Genomic DNA, 22,619 nt, shown 5'->3' with positions numbered 1-22,619 from the left:
GCCGCCTGCCGTTCACCCGTGCTCCCTAGTGTCCGCCCACATGGGAAAGATGTTCACGCGCACTCTCGCGGGCGCCGGTGCCCTCGCGCTCACGCTGGCGCTGGCGGGCAACGCCTCCTGGGCGGGCGGCCACTCCACGGTCACCACGCCCACGCTGACCGGTTTCGCGTCGCTGCCGGCCGGTACGTTCGTGCCCGGCAGTGAGCCCTCGGGCAGCCTGGTCACCGGCAACACCAACGGCTTCGCGGTGCCCTTCGCCGACCAGCCGGTGCAGGGCTTCTCCGGCATCGCGCGCAACGCCGACGGCACCTACGACGTGCTGTCCGACAACGGGTACGGCAACCAGGCCAACTCGGCCGACTTCCTGCTGCGGATCCAGCGGCTGGCCCCGGCGTTCGCCACGAACACGGTGGACGTGCTCGGCGGCCTGAACCTGACCGATCCGCGCGGCCTCGTCCCGTGGAAGCTGACGCGCGAGGACCGCGTGCTGACCGGCGCCGACTTCGACGTCGAGTCGATCGTGAAGGCCAAGGACGGGTCCTACTGGATCGGTGACGAGTTCGGCCCGTACCTCCTGCACTTCGACCGCGCCGGTCGCCTGCTCGCCGCACCCGTGCCGCTCGACGGTGTGACCGCGCCGGAGACCGCCGCGCGGACCGGTGCCACCGCCACGATCGGCAGCAGCAAGGGCTTCGAGGGCCTGGCCGCTTCCGCCGACGGCCGGCACCTCTACGCGCTGCTGGAGGGCACCGTCGCCGGTGACCCGGCCGGGCTGCTGCGGCTGAACGAGTTCGACACCCGGACCGGCCGGTACACCGGTAAGCGGTACTCCTACCAGCTGGAAGCGGCCGGTCACGCCATCGGCGACGCGATCGCCGTCGACCGGGACCGCTTCCTGATCATCGAGCGGGACAACGGCCAGGGCGCCACCGCGGTGGTGAAGCGGATCTACCTCGCCGACCGGCGGGACCGCAACCGGGACGGGCTGCTCGACAAGACGCTGCTCGTCGACCTGATGAACGTCGCCAACCCCCGGAAGCTGGGCGGTTTCGGCACCACGTTCACCTTCCCGTTCCAGACCATCGAGGACGTGGTGATCCTCGACGACCGTACGATCGCGGTCCTCAACGACAACAACTTCCCCTTCTCCAGCGGCCGGGCCGCGGGGGTCGCCGACAACAACGAATGGATCACCATCGCCCTGCCGAGGTCCCTGAGGTAGCGATGGTTCTCCAGGGCATCCTGCGCCCGGAGACACCGGCCCGGTTGCGGTTCGCGACCGGGCTGGTGGTCGCCCTCGCCGCCACGCGGTACTTCGGCGGTGACCCGGAGCTTCCTGGCCTACGCTGCGGGTGAGGCGGGGCAGCGGACCGCGGCGAGCGCCGGACATGTGCCCCTGCCGGAGGCGCTGGGAGCCCGCGTCGAGGAGACCGTGGCGAGCCTGCGCTGACGCTCGGTTATGGTTAGCGCTAACATCCCCGGGTCGAGGAGACGTCGACGTGTCATACGGTTCGAACGAACTGCGCCAGGCCGTACTGCGGGCGAACCAGGTCATCCCGGAGACCGGGCTGGCGCAGCTGACCTGGGGAAACGTCAGCGGCATCGACCGTGACGGCGGCTACTACCTGATCAAGCCGTCGGGTGTGGCCTATGCCGACCTGACCGCGGGTGATCTCGTACCGGTCGACCTCGCCACCGGCAAGGTCCTCGACGGCGACCTGCGCCCCTCCGTCGACAGCGAGAGCCACCGCGCCTTCTACCTGGCCTGGCCCTCCATCGGCGGCGTCACGCACACCCACTCCACGAACGCCGTCGCCTTCGCGCAGGCGGGCCTCGACATCCCGCTGCTCGGCACCACCCACGCGGACACCTTCGCCGGGCCGGTGCCGGTCTCCCGCGGGCTCACCGCCGAGGAGTGCGCCACCGACTACGAACTCAACACCGGGCGCGTTCTCGTCGAGCTGATCGGCGATGATGAAGCGGCGATGGCGACGCCGGCTGCTCTCGTCGCCAATCACGGGCCGTTCACGTGGGGCGTTACCCCCGGCAAATCGGTCGAACACGGCATCATCTGCGAGGCTGTCGCGGAGATGGCCCTCAAGACTTTGGCTCTCAACCCGGCTGCCGCCATCCCTGACCACCTCGCCGAGCGTCACTTCAAGCGCAAGCACGGCCCCGGCGCCTACTACGGCAATCCCAAACCCTGATTTCGTACGCCTTCCCGGCGGTCCCCAACCCCGAACCGTCCCGTCCCGCCGGCGCGGCGCGACCCACCCGCACCGTCCCGGCCGTCCGGCGTGCGCCGGTCGGGTTGCACCCGCACGGCCGACGGCACCGCCGTTCCCCGGTGTATCGCCGACGACGGCTCCCGTTCCCCGGTGTCCGCCGACGACGGTTGCCGGGCGCTTCAGTCTTTCCGGGCGCTTCAGTCTTTCCGGGCGTCTCAGTCTTTCCCGGCGCCTTGGTTATGTGGCTTTCGTCAGTGGCGGTTGGGCTGGGTGACGATGCGCACCATGTTCCGGAGGCGCCGCCCCAGCCGTGACGATCCGGCGGGCTCGGGCTCGTCCCGGACGTTCACCGACTTGGCCGGCGGCATACGCAGATTACGCGGCATGTTGGCAACCGGCCGCGGCCGCGGAATCACCGGCGCCACCGGCTTCCGCCAGGTGAACTCCACCTTACCGAGCACAATCGTCTCGCCCGGCGCGCAGAGCCCCGACTCGCGACCGTCCACCGGCCCATCCGGACCGTAACTGATCATCAGCCTGGTCTCCGCCTCCTCCTCCGAGGGCGCGGTCTGCACGGCATGGACCTCGCCGTACCCGGTCAGCCCGGTACCGCCCGCGGTCAACACGGAAGCCCGCCCACGGAGCGGCACGACCAGCTCGTGCCCGCCGGCGTCCCGGACGTGCAGTGTCCCGGAGAGCCGTGGCCCGCGGCGCCGCCGCAACCAGCCCGACGATCCGGCACCCATCCGGGTCACCGCTCCGTCTCTTCAGCGCGGTCCCGGCTGGTTGCCTCGGCGTGGTCCCGGCTGGTTGCCTCGGCGTGGTCCCGGCTGGTTGCCTCAGCGTGGTCCGATGGCCCGGTGGCCTCCACCGGGGACGCTGGAAACGGTGTGTCGTCGTTGAACACGTTTCGGACTGTAACGGTCCGAAGCCCCCATTCGGCGCTCAGTCACCGACGAGTGTGACCGCACCGCTGTCGGATAACAGACCCGCCCCTGAGCCCGCTCGACCCGCCCCTCAGCTGCTGAGACGTTTCAATCGGGGCGAGCCGGTGCTGGCGCGGGGGACCAGCAGCGGGGCGACGAGGACGGCCTCGGGGGGTGCGTTGCCGTCCGGCCGGCTCATGTGGCGCAGGAGGAGGGCGAGGGCGCGCCGGCCGAGTTCGGCGAAGTCCTGGTGGATCGTGGTGAGCGGGGGGATGAAGTAGCCCGAGTCCGGCATGTCGTCGTAGCCGACCACGCTCACGTCCTCGGGCACACGGCGACCGGCTTCATGGAGAGCGCGCAGGACGCCCAGGGCGATGCGGTCGTTGGCGCAGAAGATGGCGGTGACGCTGGTGTCGGCGGCGAGGCGCTGGCCCTGTTCGTAGCCGGCGGCGGCATCCCACCAGCCGGCGGTCACCGGGGGAACGACGGCGCCGGCGGCGTAGAGGGTCTCCCGCCAGCCCTCGACGCGGGCCTGGGACTCCGGCCAGTCGGGTGGGCCGGCCGCGTGGTGGACGGTGGCGTGACCCAGGTCGAGCAGATGCCGAGTGGCCATGCGCGCCCCGGCCGTGTTGTCGACGCGCACAGTCGGAAAAGGCTCAGCCGACCCAGGGAGCGCGGACCCGGAGGACGGTGCGGCGCCTCCGACCGCTACGCAGGCGAGGCCGACGGGGGCGTGCATCAGGGCGGTGATGACCGACGGCTTGGGGGCGATGGCGATGATGCCGTCGACGTCGTGCTGGGCCAGGCGGTCGACCGCTTCCAGGACCGGGCGGTGGGCCAGCTCCCGGACGGTGGCGACGCTGACCAGGTAGCCGGCGGCGCGGGCGGCGCTCTCGATGCCGTACAGCATGGACTCGGGGCCGAAGAGGGTGGTTTCGAAGCCGATGATGCCGAGCGTGTGCGACTCGCGGGTGGCGAGGGTGCGCGCGGCCAGGTTGCGGCGGTAGTTGAGGGAGCGCATGGCGGCCAGGACCCGTTCCCGGGTCTCGGCGCGGACGTTCGGGTGCTCGTTGATCACCCGGGAGACCGTCTGGTGTGAGACCCCGGCCAGCTTCGCCACGTCGCGCATGACGGTGCCGCGCTCCTTGCCGGTCCGGGATTCGCGTCGAGTCCGGGGCCGGGGCGCGGCTTGCTGGTGATCGGCCGGATCGGTGCCCGGCGCCGGTGCTGGGGTCGCCATTGGACGGGTTGTATCAGGTGACGGTTCGATGACCATGAGCGATAGCGCCGTTCTTGCAACCTGTTGGAAACGTTGATCGAGATCTCTTGACGAGCGGGATGAGAACGGTAACACTCACGAAACGCAAGCTGTGACCACGGTCGCAGCGGGACCCAGATTCGTGCGGTCATGGCTGGTCAATCAGCCGCTGCTTAATTTGTGAACGGTAACAGTTTTCGGGAGGTTATAGTGCGCAGGAACTTGACCGCGGCCGTGTTGACCGGCGTTCTCGCCGTCACGGCGCTCGCCGGATGTGGCGACAGCGGCGGCGACGACGCGGGCTCCAGCGACAACGGTGACGGCAAGATCACCCTTGGTTTCTCGCAGGTTGGTGCCGAGAGTGGATGGCGGACGGCGAACACCAAGTCCATCCAGGAGTCGGCGACCGCGGCGGGCATCGATCTGAAGTTCTTCGACGCCCAGGGTAAGCAGGAGAACCAGATCACCGCGATCCGGAACTTCATCACGCAGAAGGTCGACGTCATCGCCTTCTCGCCGGTGGTCACCTCCGGCTGGGACCCGGTGCTGAAGGAGGCCAAGGACGCCGGTATCCCGGTGATCCTGACCGACCGCGCCGTCGACTCGACGGACACCTCGCTCTACCAGACCTTCATCGGCTCGGACTTCGTCGAAGAGGGCAAGAAGGCCGGCGACTGGCTGGTCAAGGAGTACGAGGGCAAGACCGACCCGGTCAACGTCGTGGAGCTGCAGGGCACCACGGGTTCGGCACCGGCCATCGACCGGCAGAAGGGCTTCGCCGACGCGATCGCGGCCAACCCGAACATCAAGATTGTCAAGTCGCAGACCGGTGACTTCAAGCGCGCCGACGGTAAGACTGTGATGGAGCAGTTCCTGCAGTCCACCCCGGACATCGACGTGCTCTACGCGCACAACGACGACATGGGTCTGGGCGCCATCGAGGCGATCGAAGCGGCCGGCAAGGTGCCGGGCAAGGACATCAAGATCATCACGGTGGACGCGGTCAAGGACGGCATGACCGCCCTCGCGGCCGGCAAAATCAACTTCATCGTGGAGTGCAGCCCGCTCCTCGGCCCGCAGCTGATGGAGCTCGCCAAGAAGGCCGACGCAGGCGAGACGCTGGAGAAGCGGGTCCTCACCGTGGAGACCACCTTCACCCAGGAGCAGGCCAAGACCGAGCTCCCGAACCGTAAGTACTGATTGAACCTTTCCCGGCGTGGCCTCGGCCGCAAGCGCCCGGCACCGGGAACGGCCCGGGCGCTACCAGCCCGGCGCCACGCCGAGAAATGATTCGCCCGCGGGTTGCCCCGGTCCGGACTCCGGCCGGGGCTGCCTGCGGCGCACGAAACGGAGCACGAATGGGCGAGCAGTCTCCGGTCCTCGAGATGACCGGGATCCGAAAAGTCTTTCCCGGCGTCGTCGCCCTCGACGGCGTCGATTTCCGCCTGTTCCCGGGTGAGATCCACGCCCTGATGGGTGAGAACGGCGCCGGCAAGTCCACCCTGATCAAGGTGCTGACCGGCGTCTACACGATCGACGGGGGCGAGATCACGCTCGCCGGCGAGACGGTGCGGATCGCGAATCCGCAGCAGGCACAGCAGGCGGGCGTCAGCACGGTCTATCAAGAGGTCAACCTCTGCACCAACCTGTCGGTGGCGGAGAACATCTTCATCGGCCGCGAGCCGCGGCGCTTCGGCCGGATCCAGTGGGGCGTGATGCGGCGGCGCGCGGCCGAGCTGCTCGCCCGGCTCGACCTCGACCTCGACGTGTCGGCGCCGCTGAACACCTACTCCCTGGCCATCCAGCAGATGGTCGCCATCGCGCGCGCGGTGGACATCTCCGCACGCGTCCTCATTCTGGACGAGCCGACCTCCAGCCTGGACACCTCCGAGGTGGCGCAGCTGTTCGCGGTCATGCGCCGGCTCAAGGCCGACGGCGTGGCGATCCTGTTCGTCTCGCACTTCCTCGACCAGGTCTACGAGGTCTCCGACCGGCTGACGGTGCTGCGCAACGGCCAGCTGATCGGGGAGTACCGCACCGCGGAACTCCCGCAGATGCAGCTCGTCGAGAAGATGATCGGCAAGGAGCTCGCCGCCCTCGAGGACGTCGAGGACAAGGCGCAGCGCACCCGGGAGAAGGCAGCCGGGGCCGAGCCGGTCATCGAGGCCAAAGGGCTCGGGCGTACGGGTGCGATCGCTCCGTACAACCTGACCATCCACGCCGGTGAGGTCGTCGGGCTCGCCGGTCTGCTCGGCTCCGGGCGCACCGAGCTGGCCCGCCTGCTCTTCGGCGCCGACAAGGCCGACCAGGGTGAGCTCAGCGTCGGCGGCAAGCCGGTGAACCTGCGCAGCCCGCAGGTGGCGATGAAGCGGGGGATCGCCTTCTCCTCGGAGAACCGCCGGACCGAGGGCATCATCGGCGACCTCAGCGTCCGGGAGAACATCATCCTGGCGCTGCAGGCGTCCCGTGGCTGGACCCGGCCGATCCCGCGCCGCCGGCAGGACGAGATCGTGGAGAAGTACATCAAGGCCCTCCAGATCCGCCCGGCCGACCCGGAGCGCCCGGTCCGCAACCTCAGCGGCGGCAACCAGCAGAAGGTGCTGCTGGCCCGGTGGCTGATCACCGAGCCGAAACTGCTCATCATCGACGAGCCGACCCGCGGCATCGACGTCGGCGCGAAGGCGGAGATCCAGCGGCTGGTGGCCGAACTGGCCGACGGCGGGATGGCGGTGCTGTTCGTCAGCGCCGAGCTGGAGGAGGTCCTCCGGCTCAGCCACAAGATCGAGGTGCTGCGTGACCGGCGCCTGGTCGAGGAGCTGGAGAACACCGCCGGCGTCGACGCCGACCGCATCATGCAGACCATCGCCAGCGGAGCAACCTCATGACCTCCATTCTCAAGAACCGGCTGTTCTGGCCCGCCGCCATCCTGGCCGTGCTGTTGTTCGTCAACGTGTTCACGTCGAACCAGTTCATCACCGTCCACGACGGGCACCTGTTCGGCACCCTGATCGACATCGTGCGCGGCAGCGCGCCGCTGATCCTGGTCGCGCTGGGCATGACGCTGGTCATCTCGACCGGCGGCATCGACCTGTCGGTCGGCTCGGTGATGGCGATCTCCGGAGCCGTGGCCTGCCTGCTGATCAGCGACCTCGGCAACCAGAACGCCGTCGGCTCGGTGCTGCTGATCATCGGAATCGCGATCGGCATCTCGCTGCTGTGCGGCCTCTGGAACGGCGCGCTCGTCGCGATCGTCGGCATTCAGCCGATCATCGCCACGCTGATCCTGATGGTGGCCGGCCGTGGCATCGCCCAGCTGATCACCGACGGTCAGATCATCAATGTGCAGTCCAGCCCGTACGCGACAATGGCTTCGGGCTTCTTCCTGGGCCTGCCGGTCGCCTTCCTGATCGCGGCCGCCGCGGTCGCGCTGATCGTCCTGCTGACCCGGCGCACCGCGCTGGGCCTGCTGCTGGAGTCGGTCGGTGGCAGCCCGAGCGCCAGCCGGCTGGCCGGCATCGGCGCGCGGCGGATCACCGTCATGGTCTACGTGGTGGCGGGCGGGTTCGCCGGTCTCGCGGGCCTGATCTACAGCGCGAACATCAAGAGCGCCGACAGCATCTCGGCCGGCAACCTGATCGAGCTCGACGCGATCCTCGCCGTGGTGATCGGCGGGACCGCGCTGGTCGGCGGCCGGTTCTCGATCGCCGGTACGGTCCTCGGCGCCGTCCTCATCCAGACGCTGGGTGTCACGGTCGTCGCCATCGGCGTACCGGCGCAGGCCACGCTGCTGTTCAAGGCGGTCGTGGTCGTCGCGCTCTGCCTGTCCCAGTCCCCGACCTTCCGGGAGAAGGTATTCGGCAGGCTCACGCCGCGTAGAGCCGCGGTGCGAGCGGAGGTTCCCGCATGACGACCATCGACGCTACCCCGGACACCGGCCGCAAGCCCGACTCGCCGGCCAACCCACGCCGCCGCGTCTACCGGCCGAACACCAAGTATCTGCCGGTTCTCGCGACCCTCGCCCTGCTGGTGATCATGTACACCAGTGGTGTCGTGAACTACGAGAACTTCGGCCAGCCGAGCGTGCTGGTCAACCTGTTCCGCGACAACGCGGTGCTGCTGGTGGTCGCGGTCGGCATGACCTTCGTGATCATCACCGGTGGTATCGACCTGTCGGTCGGCGCGGTCATCTCGCTCACCACCACGCTCACGGCGACGCTTCTCCAGGGTGGTTGGCCGCCGCTCGTCGTACTCGTGCTGGTGCTCGTGCTCGGATCTCTGCTCGGCGCCGGTCAGGGTGCGGTGATCCATTTCTTCAAGGTGGAGCCGTTCATCGCCACGCTGGCCGGGCTGTTCATCGCCCGCGGCCTGGCGCTGTTCATCAACCAGAGCTCGATCCCGATCCGGGACGAGACGTGGCGGGCGATCTCGGACTACCGGATCCCGCTCGCCGACGGTGTCGTCACCAAGCCGGTCGCGGTCATCGCGGTGGCCGTGGTGCTGATCGCCGCGGCGGTGCTGGCCTGGACCCGGTTCGGCCGCAACGTCTACGCGATCGGTGGCAGCGCCGACTCGGCCCTGCTGATGGGCCTGCCGGTCGGCCGTACGCGGATCGCCGTCTACACCCTCAGCGGCTTCTGCGCGGCCCTCGGCGGTGTGCTGTTCAGCATCAACTCGACCTCGGGCTGGGCACTGCAGGGCAACGGCCTCGAGCTCGACGCGATCGCCGCCGTGGTCATCGGCGGTGTGCTGCTCACCGGTGGCTCGGGTTACGTGCTGGGCACCCTGCTCGGCGTGATGGTCTGCGGGCTGATCCAGACGATCATCATGTTCCAGGGCGACCTGAACTCCGCCTGGACCCGGATCATCGTCGGCGTCCTGCTCTTCGGCTTCATCGTCATGCAGCGGCTCGTCACCAGAAAAGTGAAGTGACGTGGGCGCCAAGATGTCACACCGGCTGCGGCGTGTCCGCGACGCAGCCCGTTCTCAGAAGGGCTACAGATGAGCAACGGGGAAGTCTGGTTCCTCACCGGCAGCCAGGGTCTCTACGGTCCGGAGACCCTGGACCAGGTGGCGAGCCAGTCGCAGGAGATCGCGCGCTCGCTGGACGCCCAGCTCGACGCGGACGTCGTGTGGAAGCCCGTGCTCACCACGGCCGAGCAGATCCTCGACATCTGCCGGCAGGCCTCGTCGACCCCCGGCGTGCTCGGCGTGATCACCTGGATGCACACGTTCTCCCCGGCCAAGATGTGGATCGCCGGGCTGGACGCGCTGCGTGCCCCGCTGCTGCACCTGCACACCCAGCACAACGTCGAGCTGCCCTGGTCCGAGATCGACATGGACTTCATGAACCTGAACCAGGCGGCGCACGGCGACCGTGAGTTCGGGTTCATCGAGAGCCGTCTCGGTGTGCCGCGCAAGACGGTGGCCGGTCACGTCAGCAACCCGGCGGTGGTCGCGCGGATCGCGACCTGGGTGCGGGCGGCCCGCGGCTACGCCGCGATGCGCAGCCTCAAGCTGGCCCGCTTCGGTGACAACATGCGCGACGTCGCGGTCACCGAGGGGGACAAGGTGGAGGCGCAGTTGCGCTTCGGGGTCTCGGTCAACACGTACGGCGTGAACGATCTCGTGGCCGTCGTGGATCAGGTCCTCGACGCCGAGATCGACAAGGTGGTCGCGGAGTACCAGGACCTCTACGAGCTCGCTCCCGAGCTGCTGGGGGACCGGCTCGACTCGCTGCGGTACGCGGCGCGCATCGAGATCGGACTGCGCCAGTTCCTCACCGAGGGCGGCTTCCGCGCGTTCACCAGCAACTTCGAGGACCTCGGCGGCCTGCGGCAGCTGCCCGGCCTGGCCGTTCAGCGGCTGATGGCCGAGGGCTACGGCTTCGGCGGCGAGGGTGACTGGAAGACCTCGGTGCTGGTGCACACCCTCAAGGCGATGGTCCCGGGCGGTGCCACGTCGTTCATGGAGGACTACACCTACGACCTCACGCCGGGCAACGAGGTCATCCTCGGTGCCCACATGCTCGAGGTCTGCCCGTCGATCGCCGCCGGCACGCCGCGCCTGGAGATCCACCCGCTGGGCATCGGTGGCCGCGAGGACCCGGTCCGGATGGTCTTCGACGCCGCTCCCGGCCCCGCTGTCGTACTCGGCCTGGCCGACCTGGGTGAGCGTTTCCGCCTGGTGGCCAACGAGATCGAGGTGGTGCCGCCGACCGCGCCGCTGCCCAGGCTGCCGGTCGCGCGGGCGGTCTGGAAGCCCGCACCGAGCCTGTCCACGTCTGCCGAGTGCTGGCTCACCGCGGGCGGCCCGCACCACACCGTGCTGTCCTCGGCGGTGGGCGCGGAGGAACTGGCCGACCTGGCCGAGATGGTGGAGACCGAGCTGGTCGTGATCGACGAGGCGACGACCACCCGGTCGTTCGTCAAGGAGATCCGCTGGAACCAGGCCTACCACCGCCTGGCCCGGGGCTTCGGCCGCTGATCGGAGCGATCAGAAGCCGCTGACCGTGTGGAACCCGGCGATCCCGGATCCACACGGTCAGGTGCCTCGGTCATCGCCGCTGCGGCGTCACCACTGCTGCGGCGTCACCACTGCTGCGGCGTCACCACTGCTGCGGCGTCACCACTGCTGCTGCGGCACCGACTCGAGGAAGATGTAGTCGAGGTCGCCGGCGTAGTAGTCACAGCCGACGTCCTTCTGGTCGCAGTCCATCTTGCCGCCGATCGAGACCGGCCAGTTGTTGGCGATCGGCCCGGTCCAGCCGGCCCGCGACGCGACCTGCTGCCCGTCGATCATCATCGCGACCCCGTCCCGCACGCGCAGGCAGCGGACGACGTGCCAGGCCCCGTCGTTGATCTGGTACGGCGCGAACAGCTCCATCGTCCCCTTGGACCCCCGGAACGTGCACTCCACCCGCCCGTTGGGGATCTGCAGCTTGAAGCTGCCGCCGGTGACAGTGGCCTGCCCCTTCTGGATGATGTTGCCGAACTTGTTGGTGGTGCGCAGCCGTACGGTCACCGCGAAGTCGTTGCTCGCCGGGTTGAGCGCGGGGCTGTGCGGCACCACGACCAGGTGTTGCGGATGGGTCGGCGGGGTGTCCGGTTCCAGGCGTTCGAAGCGGTAGCCACCGTCGACGCCGGCCGGGATGCCGAGCTCGACCTCCTTGCCGATCCTCCCGTCGTGGCCGTTGCCGCTGGTGTCGATCATCCGGGTCGAGCCCGGCGCCTCGTTCAGGCCCCAGAACGCGACCTCGTAGCGGGAGATCACGGAGGCTTCCGCACCACCGCTCAGCAGGGCGGTCCCGGTCAGCATGGCGGCGGTCAGCAGGACCAGGGAGCGGCGGGTTCGCATGGGTCATCCTCGAAGGCGTCGGGCGGTAGACAAAACGAGCTTAATGGGCGAGATGTTCGTTTTGTCCTCAACGGCCGAAACGGCTGCTCACTGTGCCCGATCGGTTACTGAGGATCTCTCGCAACTGCCCGGCAGACCTTGGTAGCATCCGCCGATCATGCGCAGCGCTCCGGTCGGAAATGCCGGGGCGGCACCGCTCGAACCGGTGCGCACGCAAGACCGGCAACCAGCGAAGGATCGTGTCGAAGTGCTGCTCAATGGGACCAATGGCCAGACCTCGGAGCATGCTGTGATCGCACCAAACCCCGGCCTCCCGAACCAGGCCTTGCAGGTTCTCGCCCTCGCTCAGCGGACGGCCGAGGAGCACGTCGCCAGCGCCCAGCACCACGCGGACAAGATCCGCACGGACGCGCTGGCGGCTGCCGAACAGATCGCCCGCGACGCACAGGGACACGCGAACAGCGTGCGCCGGGAGGCCGACCGGGTGCTGGCCGAGGCGCGGGCCGCGGCCGAGCAGATGGCCCGCGACGCGCAGGCCATGGCGGAGGAGGCCCGCCGCAACGCCGAGAAGATCGTGGCGGACGCCCGGTCGCGTGCCGAGACCATCGGCGCGGACGCCGTGGCCGGTGCCGAGCAGCTGCGGCACCAGGCGCAGCAGCGTTACGACGACGTGGTCGGCAGCCTCGGCGTCAAGCGCGAAGCCCTCCAGCAGCAGATCGAGGCCCTCGAGGACTTCGACCGCGAGTACCGTGGCCGGCTCACCGCGTTCATGCAGTCCCAGCTGCGCGCCCTCTGGATGGACGCGCCGCAGGTCACCGCCGACACCGGCGAGATCCTCGAGGAGGAGCCGATCGCCGAGGAGCTGGAGGCGCCGCCCGCCCGCCACGCGCAGGCCGCCGCCGAGCAGCCCGCCGGCGACGAGGCCGGCGACGAGGACGAGCAGCGCAACTAAGACGCCGCGTAGACCTGCCGCCCGTCGACATAGGTGAGCGCCACCCGCGTCTCACCGATCTCGGCGGGCGGAGCGGCGAACGGGTCCCGGTCCAGCACCACCAGGTCGGCCCGGTTCCCCGGCCGCAGCGTCCCGGTGTCGTCCAGCCGGTTCACGTAGGCCGACCCCGCCGTGTAGGCGGTCAGGGCCGTGCTCAGGTCCAGGGCCTGCGACGCCAGGAACGGCTCGTACGAGGCGCCGTGGTGCACCCGGTTCACCGCCACGTGGATCGCCTGGAGCGGGTCCGGCGTGGTGACCGGCCAGTCGCTGCCCGCCGCCAGGTGCGCGCCCGCCCGGCGCAGGTCACCGAACGGGTACTGGCGGGCGGCCAGCGCCGGGTCCAGGAACGGGATCGTCAGGTCGTCCATCTGCGGTTCGTGCGACGCCCAGTACGCCTGCAGGTTCGCGCTCGCACCGAGCTCCCGGAACCGGGGCACGTCCAGCGGATGCACCACCTGCAGGTGCGCCAGGTGCGGGCGGGTGTCGCGAAAGCCGTTGACGGACCGGGCCGCCGCCACCGCGTCGAGCGCGTCCCGCACCGCCCGGTCGCCGAGGGCGTGGAAGTGCACCTGGAAACCCAGCGCGTCCAGCTCGGTGACATATCCCGGCAGCGCCGCGGGGTCGAGGAACGACAGCCCCCGGTTCGTGGTGGCGCACCCGCACCCGTCCCGATAGGGAGCGGTCATCGCCGCGGTGAAGTTCTCCGCCACCCCGTCGAGCATCAGCTTCACGCTGCCGCTGCGCAGCCGCCCGGCGGTGAACCGCTCGCGGTACTCCACCAGCGAGGGGATCTGCTCGGCGCCGAGGTCCCGGTCCCACCAGAGCGCGCCGGCCACGCTCGCCGTCAGCATTCCGCCGGTCGCCGCGCTCAGGTACGCGTCCGACACATCCGGATATCCGTTCCTCCCGCACAGCATCGCGTCCTGCCAGGCCGTGACGCCGAGCGAGTGCAGCAGGTCCTGCGCCCGGAGCAGCCCGGCCAGCCGCTCGGCCGGTGTCACCTCCGGCAGCAGGGCCGCCACCAGCTGCATGGCTCCCTCCTGGAGGCCGCCGGCCGGGGACCCGTCCGGCGCCCGGTCGATCCGGCCGTCCGCCGGGTCGGCGGTCGCCGCGGTGATCCCGGCCAGCTCCAGGGCCCGGCTGTTCACCCAGGCGCCGTGGTGATCCCGGTTGATCAGGTAGACCGGCCGGTCGGGGACCACCCGGTCCAGCAGCTCCCGGCCCGGTACGCCGCCCGGAAAGCTCTCCATCGCCCAGCCGCCACCCGCGATCCACTCGGCCGACGGGTTCGCGTCCGCGTACGCCCGGACCCGCCGCAGATATTCGCCCGGGTCGGCCGTGCCGGTCAGGTCGCACTGACCGAGTTCGACCCCGCCCATCACCGCGTGCACGTGCGCGTCCTGGAACCCGGGCAGCAGCAGGCGGCCCCGCAGGTCGACGGTCTCGGTCCCCGGGCCGGCCAGGTCGCGTACCTCGTCGGTGCCGACCGCGAGGATCCGCCCGTCACGGACGGCGACAGTGGTGGCGTGCCCCCGGGCGGAGTCCGCTGTGAACACCGGGCCACCGGTGAGGACGAGATCGGCGTGCTGTGAGGTCATGAGGACATGATCCAGCCGATTACCCCGGCCCGCCGGTGCCCGTTCGTGATGGCAGCGACTATGTTTGTCGCATGGTGTCGACCTCTGTCGATCTAGGACGCGACGAGGACCGATTCTGTGCTGCCCTGGAGGATGCCGTCGCCGCCGGCGCGCCCGGCCTCGACGAGCGGGTCCAGCGTGATGCGATCATCAGGCTGCGGGCCGGCGCCACCGCGAACCCGGGACTCCTCCACCTGCTGGCCGGTGGGCGGTGGGCCCAGGCAGGACCACCCGAACCGGGTGCTGACGTGGTTCGGCACGCTCTAGGCGTACCCGATGTGTTCTGTCTTGTGGCGCCACCCGGCGTCAACCGCGCGCTGACCGTCCTGGAGATCGTGCGTGCCGCCGCGGAGCGCGGCGAGCGGGTGCTGATCGCGGCCTCGACCACCGCGGCGCTCGACACGATCGTCTCGCGCCTGCCGGACGGGCCGATGGTGGTCCGCACCGACCAGGCCGGCGGCGGGCCGGGCACCCTGGACGCCGTCGCCGCCGGGGTGCAGAAACGGGTCCTCGCCCGCTCGCAGGCAGCGGCCCACCGCCTGGACGCGTGGCTCGGTGATCCGTCGCCGGCGAAAGGCTGGCTGCGCCGCCTCGGCACCTCCCTGGAGGAGGCCCGTGAGGCGCGCAAGCGGGCCGATCTGTCCGCCGCCGAGCGGGACGTGGTGATCGCCGCGGCCCGGGAGCGGCTGGGTGGGCCGGTGCGCGAGGCCCGGCTGGCCGTCGAGGCCGCCGCTGTCCCGGAGGAGCCCGAGCACCGGCTGGGCGAGGCCCTTCTGCGGGCCGAGAGCTCGCGGCTGCTCCGGTGGCGGGCACCGCGCCTGCGGGCCCGGCTCGCGCGGGCCGACGCCGCGCGAGCCGAGCTGGCGGAGCGTCACCGGGCGCTGGCCGACGAGCGGGAGCGGCTGGAGTCGGCGATCGACCGCGATACCGAGGTGCGGTCGGCGACCGAGCGGGCGGCCCTGGCTGACGTGGCGGCGCGGCGCGTCCTGGAGTCCGCCGAGCGGTCCGCCCACCAGCTGGCCCGGATGCTGACCGGCGTGATGGCGGTTCCCGAGTGGACCGCCGACGCCGCCGGTCTGGAGAGGCTGGCCGGGCACTGCCGGGAGGCCGAGCCGGTGCTGCGCGCCCGGGCCGGCCTGATCCGCGAGTGGCGGCAGCGTGCCGCCCGGCCGAGCCGCCAGCTGCACCCCGAGCTCCTGCGATATGCGGACGTCGTCGCCACCACCTGCCTCGGCGCGGGCCGGCCCGGCCACGGTGACCTCGAGTTCGACCTGGTCGTCGTCGAGGACGCGGGCCGGGTCACGGTGCCGGTCGCGCTCGTCCCGCTGGTCCGGGCCCGCCGCGCGGTGCTGGTCGGCTCGCCGAGCCGGGGGAGCGTGCTGGACCTGCTCGCGGCCCGCGCGCCCGAGGCGAACCGGGCGGACCTGTCGTGAGCGAGCGGGCCCGCGTTCCCGGGGCGAATCGGGCGGGCGTCCGGTGAGCGAGTGGGCCCATCTCCCGCTGCGCGAGGTGACCCGGCGGGTCGAGGCGCTGCCCGAGGTCCGGCCGGTCCGCATCCTGCCGCTGCTGCTGCCGATGTGGGCGGCCGAGGTCGTCGCGACCGTCCGGGAGTCCCAGCCGTACGACGTCTTCGACCGCTACCTGGCCCGAGCGATCGACGAGGGTGGCATGGTGGACCCCGCCGAGCTGGCCGGCTTCTTCGGCGTCGAACCGGCGATCGTGTCCCGGGCGCTGCGCTTCCTGGCCGGTATCGGGCACCTCGGGCGTGACGACGGGAAGCTGTCGCTGACCGAGCTGGGCCGGCAGTCGCTCGCGGACGGGCGGCGCTATCAGCTGGCCAAGGGGCGGCGGATGCTGCTGCGGTTCGACGGGTTCGCGGGGGAGCCGGTGCCGTACTCGTGCGTGGCGGCGTCGAGCTGGCTGCGCGTACCGGAGCTGACCCTGCCCGACGGCACGCTCTTCCGGCCGGTGCCGGGGTCCGCCTCGCTGCCCGCCGGGACCGTGGAGAAGCTGCTCGGCCGTGACGACCTCGCCGACTTCACCGGGCCGGTGGTGCCGGTGGCGGCGGAGCAGACCGGCACCCGGCCGCTCTGGCTCCCGGTCTACCTCGTCGAGTGCGAGGACGAGCCGCTGGCCTTCGGCAAGTCGGTGGACGGGCCGGACCCGTACCTCGGTGACCTTTTCATGGTTCATCACCCCATCACTGGGTAATCGCGGTGTCGCATCCCGAAGTGTGGGGACTGACACGGTCCCCGGCGGACCAGGTTGGTCCATAACGGTCTACGGTGGTCCTATGCCGCGCCCCACCAAGCAGCAGATCGACGACGAGATCCTCGATGCCGCCGCGCACCTCTTCGCGCGGCACGGCTTCAAGGAGACGTCGGTCCAGCGCATCGCCGACTCGGTGGGCTACTCCAAGACCGGCCTGCTGCACCGCTTCCCGACGAAGGAAGCCCTGCAGGAGGCCGTCATCGAGCGCTGCGTGGGTCAGATCCGCGAGACCACGACAGGTGTCGCCGACCTGCCGACCGGCGCGGAGCGCGACCGCGCGGTGGTCACGGCGTTCGCGCGGCTCGCGCTGGCCCAGCCCGGCGCCGTCGCGCTGCTGCTCTCCTCCCTGGTCAGCGAACCGGACGGGGAGATGGGCTCCGCGCTGCAGGTCGTCGGGGACGCGGTCGGCGCGGCCTTCGGCATCGAGTTCCTCTGCGACCAGGCTCGGACCCTGCGGGTCACCGGCGCGCTCGGCGCCCTCGCGGTGGCCAGCGTGACGCTGCGCGACCACCTGACCCCCGAAGCGATGGCCACCCTCGTCGAGGTCGGCTACGACGCCCTCGGGCACCACCACTAACAAAGGGATCCCCCACCATGGCAACGTTGCTGCATCGCCTCGGGCTGGCGTCGGTACGGCACCGGATAGTCGTCACGATCGCCTGGCTCGTGGCCCTCGTGGCCGTCGGTGTCGGCGCCGCCACGCTCTCCGGGACCACGGCGAACACGTTCAGCATTCCCGGCCAGGAGTCGACCACCGCGCTCGACCTGATGAAGGACAAGTTCGGCGCGGCGTCGGCCGGCGCGACCGTCCAGGTGGTCTTCCAGGCCCCGGGCGGCGAGAAGGTCACCGACCCGGCGAACGCCGCCAAGGTCGCCAAGGTCGTCGGCAGCCTCGGAGGGCTTCCCGGCGTCGTCAGCGCGAGCAACCCGCTCGACCCGCAGCGGCCGTCGGTCTCCCAGGACCAGGGTGCCGCATTCAGTACCGTCACCTACGGTGTGCAGCCGTCCGAGGTCACCGACGACCAGCGGGCCGCGATCCTCAGCGCCGTCGACGCCGGGCGGTCCGGCGGGCTCACCGTCGAAGCCCGCGGCGAGGCGCTCAGCAACCCGGCCGACATCGGCGGCGCCTCCGAGATCCTCGGTGTGGTCGTCGCCCTCATCGTGCTGGCCCTGACCTACGGCTCGCTCGTCGCCGCCGGCATGAACCTGCTGACCGCGATCGTCGGCGTCGCCATCGGCGCGGCGGGCATCGTCACCCTCACCGGCTTCATGGACCTCCAGTCCACCACCCCGATCCTGGCGGTGATGCTGGGCCTCGCGGTCGGCGTCGACTACGCCCTGTTCATCGTCACCCGGCACCGGCACGAGCTGCGGCGCGGCCTCTCCGTCCACGACGCCGCCGCGAAGGCGGTCGGCACCGCGGGCTCGGCCGTCGTCACCGCCGGTCTCACCGTGGTGATCGCGCTCGCCGGCCTCTCCGTCGTCGGCATCCCGTTCCTCAGCGAGATGGGTATCGCCGCCGCGGCCACCATCGTCATCGCGGTCCTCGTCGCCATCACGCTGGTCCCGGCCGTCCTCGGCTTCATCGGCCTGAAGGCCCTGCCCCGCAAGCTGCGCGACGTGCCGCCGGTCGAACAGGACGAGATCCCGGCCGGGCGCGGCTTCATCCGCGGCTGGGCGCACATGGTCACCCACCAGCGCGTACTCAGCCTGATCCTGGCCGTCGCCGCGCTCGCGGTCATCGCCATCCCGTTCTTCTCGATGAAGACCACCCTCAACCAGCGGGCCGCCGAGGGCAGCACCCAGGCCGCCGCCCAGGAGATCATCAACACCCGGTTCGGCCCCGGCGTCAGCAGCCCGCTGCTGATCCTCGTCGACGGGCCCAACGCGGTCGCCTACTCCGGCGAGGTGCAGAAGAAGGTCGCCGCCCTGCCGGACGTCGCCCTGGCCACCCCCGCGCAGCCCAGCCAGGACCAGTCCGCCGCGCTGATCACGATCATCCCGGCGTCCGGTCCCGAGGACCAGAAGACCGTCGACCTGGTCAACTCGATCCGCGACACGATCCCCGACGCTGACGGCGCCACCGTCTACGTCACCGGCAACACCGCGATCAGCATCGACGTGTCGCAGAAGCTCAACGACGCCCTCCCGGTCTACCTCGCCCTGGTCGTCGGCCTCGCCTTCGTCCTGCTGGTGCTGGTCTTCCGCTCGCTGCTCGTCCCGGTCGTCGGCGTCCTCGGCTTCCTGCTCACCATCGGCGCCGCCTTCGGCGCCACGGTCGCCGTCTTCCAGTGGGGCTGGGCCGCCTCCGCGGTCAACGCCGGCTCCACCGGCCCGATCCTCAGCCTCGCGCCGATCATCATCGTCGGCATCCTCTTCGGCCTCGCCATGGACTACCAGGTCTTCCTGGTCAGCCGCATGCACGAGGCCCACGCCCACGGCGCCTCACCCCGCGACGCCATCGTCACCGGCTTCCGCCAGGCGGCCCCCGTCGTCGTGGCCGCCGCCACCATCATGTTCGCGGTCTTCGCCGCCTTCGTCCCCGAAGGCAACGACACCATCAAGCCCATCGCCTTCGCCCTGGCCGTGGGCATCGCCTTCGACGCCTTCATCGTCCGCATGATCGCCGTCCCGGCCGCCCTGGCCCTCCTCGGCCGCTCCGCGTGGTGGCTCCCGCGCTGGCTGCGCTGGCTGCCGGAGCTGGACGTGGAGGGCGCCGCACTGGAACGCGCGCCCGCCGCCCACGCCGCAGGCGCTCACTCCGCCGACACCGTGTCCGCTGACTCCCAGCCCGCCGACTCCCAGCCCGCCGACTCCCAGCCCGCCGACTCCCAGCCCGCCGACTCCCAGTCGGCTGACTCCCGGACCGGCGGCAATTCGGCCGGCACTCCGTCGGCCAACGGCTCTGCTCCGTCCGAACCGTCTCCCACACCGACCCGCTCACGCTGATTGATCTGTCCGGGCGCCGTCTCACTCACTGCGAGTGAGGCGGCGCGAGCCGTTTCCTGACTTTTTGGTACGGTCGATCCCGTTCCTGAAACCCAGCTGTCCCGTCCCCGGGCCACAACGCGACCACCTGCCCACGCGCGGCCGCAGCGCGCCATGCGGCGCCACTGCAGCTCGATCTCCGACCGCCCCGCCGCCCGCCGTTGGACTGCATCGCCGGCAGCCGATGCGGCGCTCACGCGTGCATAGCGGCGTCAGGGTCGGCTCTAACGATCGGAACCCATGTCCGGCCTCCGATTGCGAAGACGCAGCTCGGTATATCCCGTGGTGATCGCGTCTTCGAGGGAGACGTCCCCGGTCAGCTGGGCGTATCCGATCACCGGCCGTGTCACGTCGAAGCTCCGCGGGCCTCGGGGGAAGACGACTCTTGTTCTCCCGTCGGTGTCGAGCGCCTGCACCTGAGCTGCCCATCCGTCGCCGTCCAGCCCACTCCACCACAGGCGGACCAGGGACTGCCATGCCTCATCGCTGGGTGCCAGGTCCGTGATCGGCACGCCGTTGTCGGTGAGGTGGACGCGAAGGACAACAAGGTTCGCCGAGTACGTCGCCAGCCGGGAAAGGTGGTCGTCGGGGGTCGGCGCGTAGGCGTCGTGCGTCCCGTCTCCGCGTCTCGTCCTCAGGCCGTGCAGGATCGCGGTGATCGCCGCGCCGACCGGCTCCCGCCGTGGATCACCGGCCGGCACGAGGTCGTTGACGAAGTTCGCTATGGAGGACCGTATGGCCAGCGGGCGGTGGGAGAGCAGGGCGAACAGCAAATGGTCGTCGATGTCATGCCCGGTGCTGCCGTTCGCGGTCCGGTGTGAATCGGCCAACCGGAACAGCAGCTCGCTCGTCCGCTCGGCCACCAGAAATTCCCCGAAGGTGGCGTGCAGGAACTCGTAGGAGCGCCGGACATGATCTCCACCCGGAGAACCCGCCTGCGCGGTGTGGATGAAGAAGAAGCTCCCGACAGCTTGCTGGCCCAGGCGGAGTCGCTGCTCGGGTGTTCCGGCCGGAAGGCCGTCCAGGGCGAGAAGGTCGGAGCCGATCTCGTCGTCCATGATGCTCTGCCGGCCGCGGTTGAACATGGCGAAGGCCGTGACCGACATGCGCCAGGACTGATCCGCTCGGCGTGCTTCCAGGTCGCTGGGCGAGTCGGCGTGCTTGCGCGCCTCTCTGCGCAGGAAGTTCCTCACCACCGCCTGATAGAGCTCGCCACTCGACATCCCCGGCCGCAAACCCTCCGTGGTGGGATCCGACTGGTACACGGCGAGCATCATGAGCAGTAACGGCTGGCGGGCGAGCTCCCGCTGTCGCAACGCCGAGCTCGGCCGCAACAGGCGATTTCCGCCGTCGAGGCGCGCGTTCGCCTGTCTCCAGTTCCGGAGCCACTCGGCGACCTGGTCGTCATCGAAGGGCTCGAGGTGCAATACCGAGGTGCCCAGGGGAATGGCGACTCTGTCCGCGACAACGGTGCGGCTGGTGACGAGAACCGCCGCCGGCTGACCGTGCTGCGCCTCGCGTCGCTGGAAGTCGGCGATGTCCTGAAGGAAGTCGGAGTGCGTCAACTGGCCGGCCTGTAACAGTTCGTCCAGGCCGTCGAAGATGAACACCCGCATCCGGTCTTCCGTCGCATCGTTCATCTCGCGCCAGTTGACCCTGCTGTACGTGGCCTGGTTCAGCGCCTCGTCGATCTGTTCGTGGAGGAGGGCGTCGGCACTCACCTCTCTCAGCGGCACTCGGACGGCGACAAAGGCCTCCGCGGGCAGGCGAGCAGTCAGAATTCTGGTGAGCAGGGATTTGCCGGCGCCGGGGTGTCCGAGGATCAGGAGAGGGCGGCCGGTGCTCGACGGCGACGCGAAGTACGAGGCGAGGAAGAGGTTGAGGTCCTGCCTGCGGTGCAGGCGCCGCCACCAGCTCTCCTCGGTCGGCCTGCTGCTTCGGGAGTAGACCGAGACACGGAAGTGGGGCTCCACGTAGATGTCTTTGATGGCAGGTGAGGTTATGTCGGGAATGTCGTGGAGCTGCTCGTGCGGAAGGATCGGGTCCTGGAGTGCGCCGGCGTTCGTCCTGCGGAGAACCTCAAGAGCCCCGGTAGCAGCCGGAACGACATCAGGGGAGATCTCGCGCAAGCGAACCTCGAATGCCGTGAGCGCACGCGAATGTGCTTCGACGGTGTGGGCGTGGTGCTCGGTGATCCGCTCGTGGAGCGAGTCGAGTTTCGCGCCGACACCTCGAATCGTCTTTCTGGTCGATCCGAACTCCTTCAGTTCCGCGAAGAAGCGGAACTCGGGCACGTCGACCGCCAACTGCAGGTAGCTCCCGATGTACTTTCCGATGGAGAGGTCGGCCAGGTCGTCGATGTACTCGAGGTTGGCAGCCGCCGGAACAGAATTTCCCGCGGCGAGCTTCTCGGCGAACTCGAGCGTGGACCTGATCAGTTCGCGATAATACTTCCGCAGGCGGGGCAGATTCTCCTCGAAGCCGTAATCCACCGAAGGTGCGGGCACTTCAGTTCGGTACAGCATGTCGATGCGGCGGGCGTCCTCGTTCTTGTTCGTGGTGGGGGACAACCGGCGGAGCTTCTCGTTGTCGGTGAACTCGAGGGCGCCGTATTTCTCCTTTCCGATGCTGTCGCGCAGCGCGTCGAACAGGGATGTCAGGACGATGACGGTGTGCGCGGCGGTCACCAGGTACTGGCGCTCGTAGCCTCCCGTCTTCAAGAGCCTGTCCTTCGCCGCACCGTATCCTTTCCGCAGGAGTGTCATCGCTTCGTTCTTCTGGTCCACCAGGCCGAACATGCCGGCTATCGGTTTGATGGCCCCACTCGACAGGATCGCACCACCCAGGAGGCCGTCGAGCGTGGAGAGCCACATCGGATCGTGCTTACCCAGCAGTTGCAGTGCCCCTCGGTATGTGATCGGCGGCTCCACGACCCACCCGCCCCTCCGCGACCGGCTACGAGACACG

General features: G+C 70.0%; 18 protein-coding genes. 13 read left to right on the top strand and 5 right to left on the bottom strand.

The features are described from left to right. Nucleotides 1-40 precede the first annotated feature (40 nt). From ACFQV6_RS06005 to araD, 3 genes are all read left to right on the top strand, one after another. Nucleotides 41-1,222 (top strand): esterase-like activity of phytase family protein, encoded by a 1,182-nt coding sequence (locus ACFQV6_RS06005; RefSeq protein WP_378026319.1) that lies wholly within the window; start codon nucleotides 41-43, stop codon nucleotides 1,220-1,222. Between the two features lie 99 nt (nucleotides 1,223-1,321). Beyond that, entirely contained in the window at nucleotides 1,322-1,450 is a 129-nt protein-coding gene (locus ACFQV6_RS06000) for a hypothetical protein (RefSeq protein WP_378026318.1), read from the top strand. Nucleotides 1,451-1,499: 49 nt separating this feature from the next. Beyond that, nucleotides 1,500-2,207, top strand: a complete 708-nt coding sequence (araD, locus tag ACFQV6_RS05995; RefSeq protein WP_378026317.1) for an L-ribulose-5-phosphate 4-epimerase AraD — start codon at nucleotides 1,500-1,502, stop codon at nucleotides 2,205-2,207. Between the two features lie 272 nt (nucleotides 2,208-2,479). On the opposite strand, the gene ACFQV6_RS05990 is transcribed toward araD, so the two are convergent. Further along, nucleotides 2,480-2,983 carry a hypothetical protein gene (locus tag ACFQV6_RS05990; RefSeq protein WP_378026316.1) on the bottom strand — a complete coding sequence of 168 codons (504 nt, stop codon included), beginning with the start codon at nucleotides 2,981-2,983 and terminating at the stop codon, nucleotides 2,480-2,482. Nucleotides 2,984-3,245: 262 nt separating this feature from the next. Beyond that, complete coding sequence (locus ACFQV6_RS05985; RefSeq protein WP_378026685.1) at nucleotides 3,246-4,283, bottom strand: LacI family DNA-binding transcriptional regulator; 1,038 nt, start codon at nucleotides 4,281-4,283, stop codon at nucleotides 3,246-3,248. Between the two features lie 339 nt (nucleotides 4,284-4,622). Between ACFQV6_RS05985 and ACFQV6_RS05980 the strand changes: the two genes are divergently transcribed. The 5 genes from ACFQV6_RS05980 (at nucleotide 4,623) to araA (ending at nucleotide 10,895) form a co-directional block, all read left to right on the top strand. Beyond that, nucleotides 4,623-5,612 carry an ABC transporter substrate-binding protein gene (locus ACFQV6_RS05980; RefSeq protein WP_378026315.1) on the top strand — a complete coding sequence of 330 codons (990 nt, stop codon included), beginning with the start codon at nucleotides 4,623-4,625 and terminating at the stop codon, nucleotides 5,610-5,612. 158 nt (nucleotides 5,613-5,770) lie between these two features. Next, nucleotides 5,771-7,297 carry a sugar ABC transporter ATP-binding protein gene (locus tag ACFQV6_RS05975; RefSeq protein WP_378026314.1) on the top strand — a complete coding sequence of 509 codons (1,527 nt, stop codon included), beginning with the start codon at nucleotides 5,771-5,773 and terminating at the stop codon, nucleotides 7,295-7,297. Then, nucleotides 7,294-8,319, top strand: a complete 1,026-nt coding sequence (locus ACFQV6_RS05970) for an ABC transporter permease (protein WP_378026313.1) — start codon at nucleotides 7,294-7,296, stop codon at nucleotides 8,317-8,319. Before ACFQV6_RS05975 ends, ACFQV6_RS05970 begins: the two co-directional genes overlap by 4 nt. Next, nucleotides 8,316-9,341 carry a galactofuranose ABC transporter, permease protein YjfF gene (gene yjfF / locus ACFQV6_RS05965; protein ID WP_378026312.1) on the top strand — a complete coding sequence of 342 codons (1,026 nt, stop codon included), beginning with the start codon at nucleotides 8,316-8,318 and terminating at the stop codon, nucleotides 9,339-9,341. Before ACFQV6_RS05970 ends, yjfF begins: the two co-directional genes overlap by 4 nt. Nucleotides 9,342-9,410: 69 nt before the next feature. Further along, a complete protein-coding gene (gene araA / locus ACFQV6_RS05960) occupies nucleotides 9,411-10,895 on the top strand; it encodes an L-arabinose isomerase (RefSeq protein WP_378026311.1) in 1,485 nt (494 codons plus the stop codon). Nucleotides 10,896-11,033: 138 nt separating this feature from the next. Here araA and ACFQV6_RS05955 read toward each other — a convergent pair whose 3' ends face one another. Beyond that, nucleotides 11,034-11,765, bottom strand: coding sequence for a laminin G domain-containing protein (locus ACFQV6_RS05955; RefSeq protein ID WP_378026310.1), 732 nt, complete (start codon nucleotides 11,763-11,765; stop codon nucleotides 11,034-11,036). Nucleotides 11,766-12,054: 289 nt separating this feature from the next. On the opposite strand from ACFQV6_RS05955, the gene ACFQV6_RS05950 reads away from it, so the two are divergent. Then, nucleotides 12,055-12,717, top strand: coding sequence for a hypothetical protein (locus tag ACFQV6_RS05950; RefSeq protein ID WP_378026309.1), 663 nt, complete (start codon nucleotides 12,055-12,057; stop codon nucleotides 12,715-12,717). Here the strand turns inward: ACFQV6_RS05950 and ACFQV6_RS05945 are convergent. Then, nucleotides 12,714-14,354: an amidohydrolase gene (locus ACFQV6_RS05945; protein ID WP_378026308.1), complete on the bottom strand. Its 1,641-nt coding sequence runs from the start codon at nucleotides 14,352-14,354 to the stop codon at nucleotides 12,714-12,716. The two genes, ACFQV6_RS05950 and ACFQV6_RS05945, sit on opposite strands and share 4 nt — an antisense overlap. A gap of 71 nt (nucleotides 14,355-14,425) precedes the next feature. Here ACFQV6_RS05945 and ACFQV6_RS05940 point away from each other — a divergent pair, with 71 nt between their 5' ends. The 4 genes from ACFQV6_RS05940 (at nucleotide 14,426) to ACFQV6_RS05925 (ending at nucleotide 19,613) form a co-directional block, all read left to right on the top strand. Beyond that, nucleotides 14,426-15,826, top strand: coding sequence for an AAA domain-containing protein (locus ACFQV6_RS05940; protein WP_378026307.1), 1,401 nt, complete (start codon nucleotides 14,426-14,428; stop codon nucleotides 15,824-15,826). A 43-nt stretch (nucleotides 15,827-15,869) separates the two neighbouring features. Then, nucleotides 15,870-16,604: a hypothetical protein gene (locus ACFQV6_RS05935; protein ID WP_378026306.1), complete on the top strand. Its 735-nt coding sequence runs from the start codon at nucleotides 15,870-15,872 to the stop codon at nucleotides 16,602-16,604. Nucleotides 16,605-16,686: 82 nt separating this feature from the next. Further along, a complete protein-coding gene (locus ACFQV6_RS05930; RefSeq protein WP_378026305.1) occupies nucleotides 16,687-17,241 on the top strand; it encodes a TetR/AcrR family transcriptional regulator in 555 nt (184 codons plus the stop codon). Nucleotides 17,242-17,258: 17 nt separating this feature from the next. Next, nucleotides 17,259-19,613: an MMPL family transporter gene (locus tag ACFQV6_RS05925; RefSeq protein ID WP_378026304.1), complete on the top strand. Its 2,355-nt coding sequence runs from the start codon at nucleotides 17,259-17,261 to the stop codon at nucleotides 19,611-19,613. Between the two features lie 263 nt (nucleotides 19,614-19,876). On the opposite strand, the gene ACFQV6_RS05920 is transcribed toward ACFQV6_RS05925, so the two are convergent. Then, nucleotides 19,877-22,582 (bottom strand): NACHT domain-containing protein, encoded by a 2,706-nt coding sequence (locus ACFQV6_RS05920; protein ID WP_378026303.1) that lies wholly within the window; start codon nucleotides 22,580-22,582, stop codon nucleotides 19,877-19,879. Nucleotides 22,583-22,619: the final 37 nt, after the last annotated feature.

It is taken from the genome of Actinoplanes sp. GCM10030250, assembly GCF_042666575.1.
Classification (GTDB): Bacteria; Actinomycetota; Actinomycetes; order Mycobacteriales; family Micromonosporaceae; genus Actinoplanes.
This window is presented reverse-complemented; position numbering and strand designations above follow the sequence as displayed.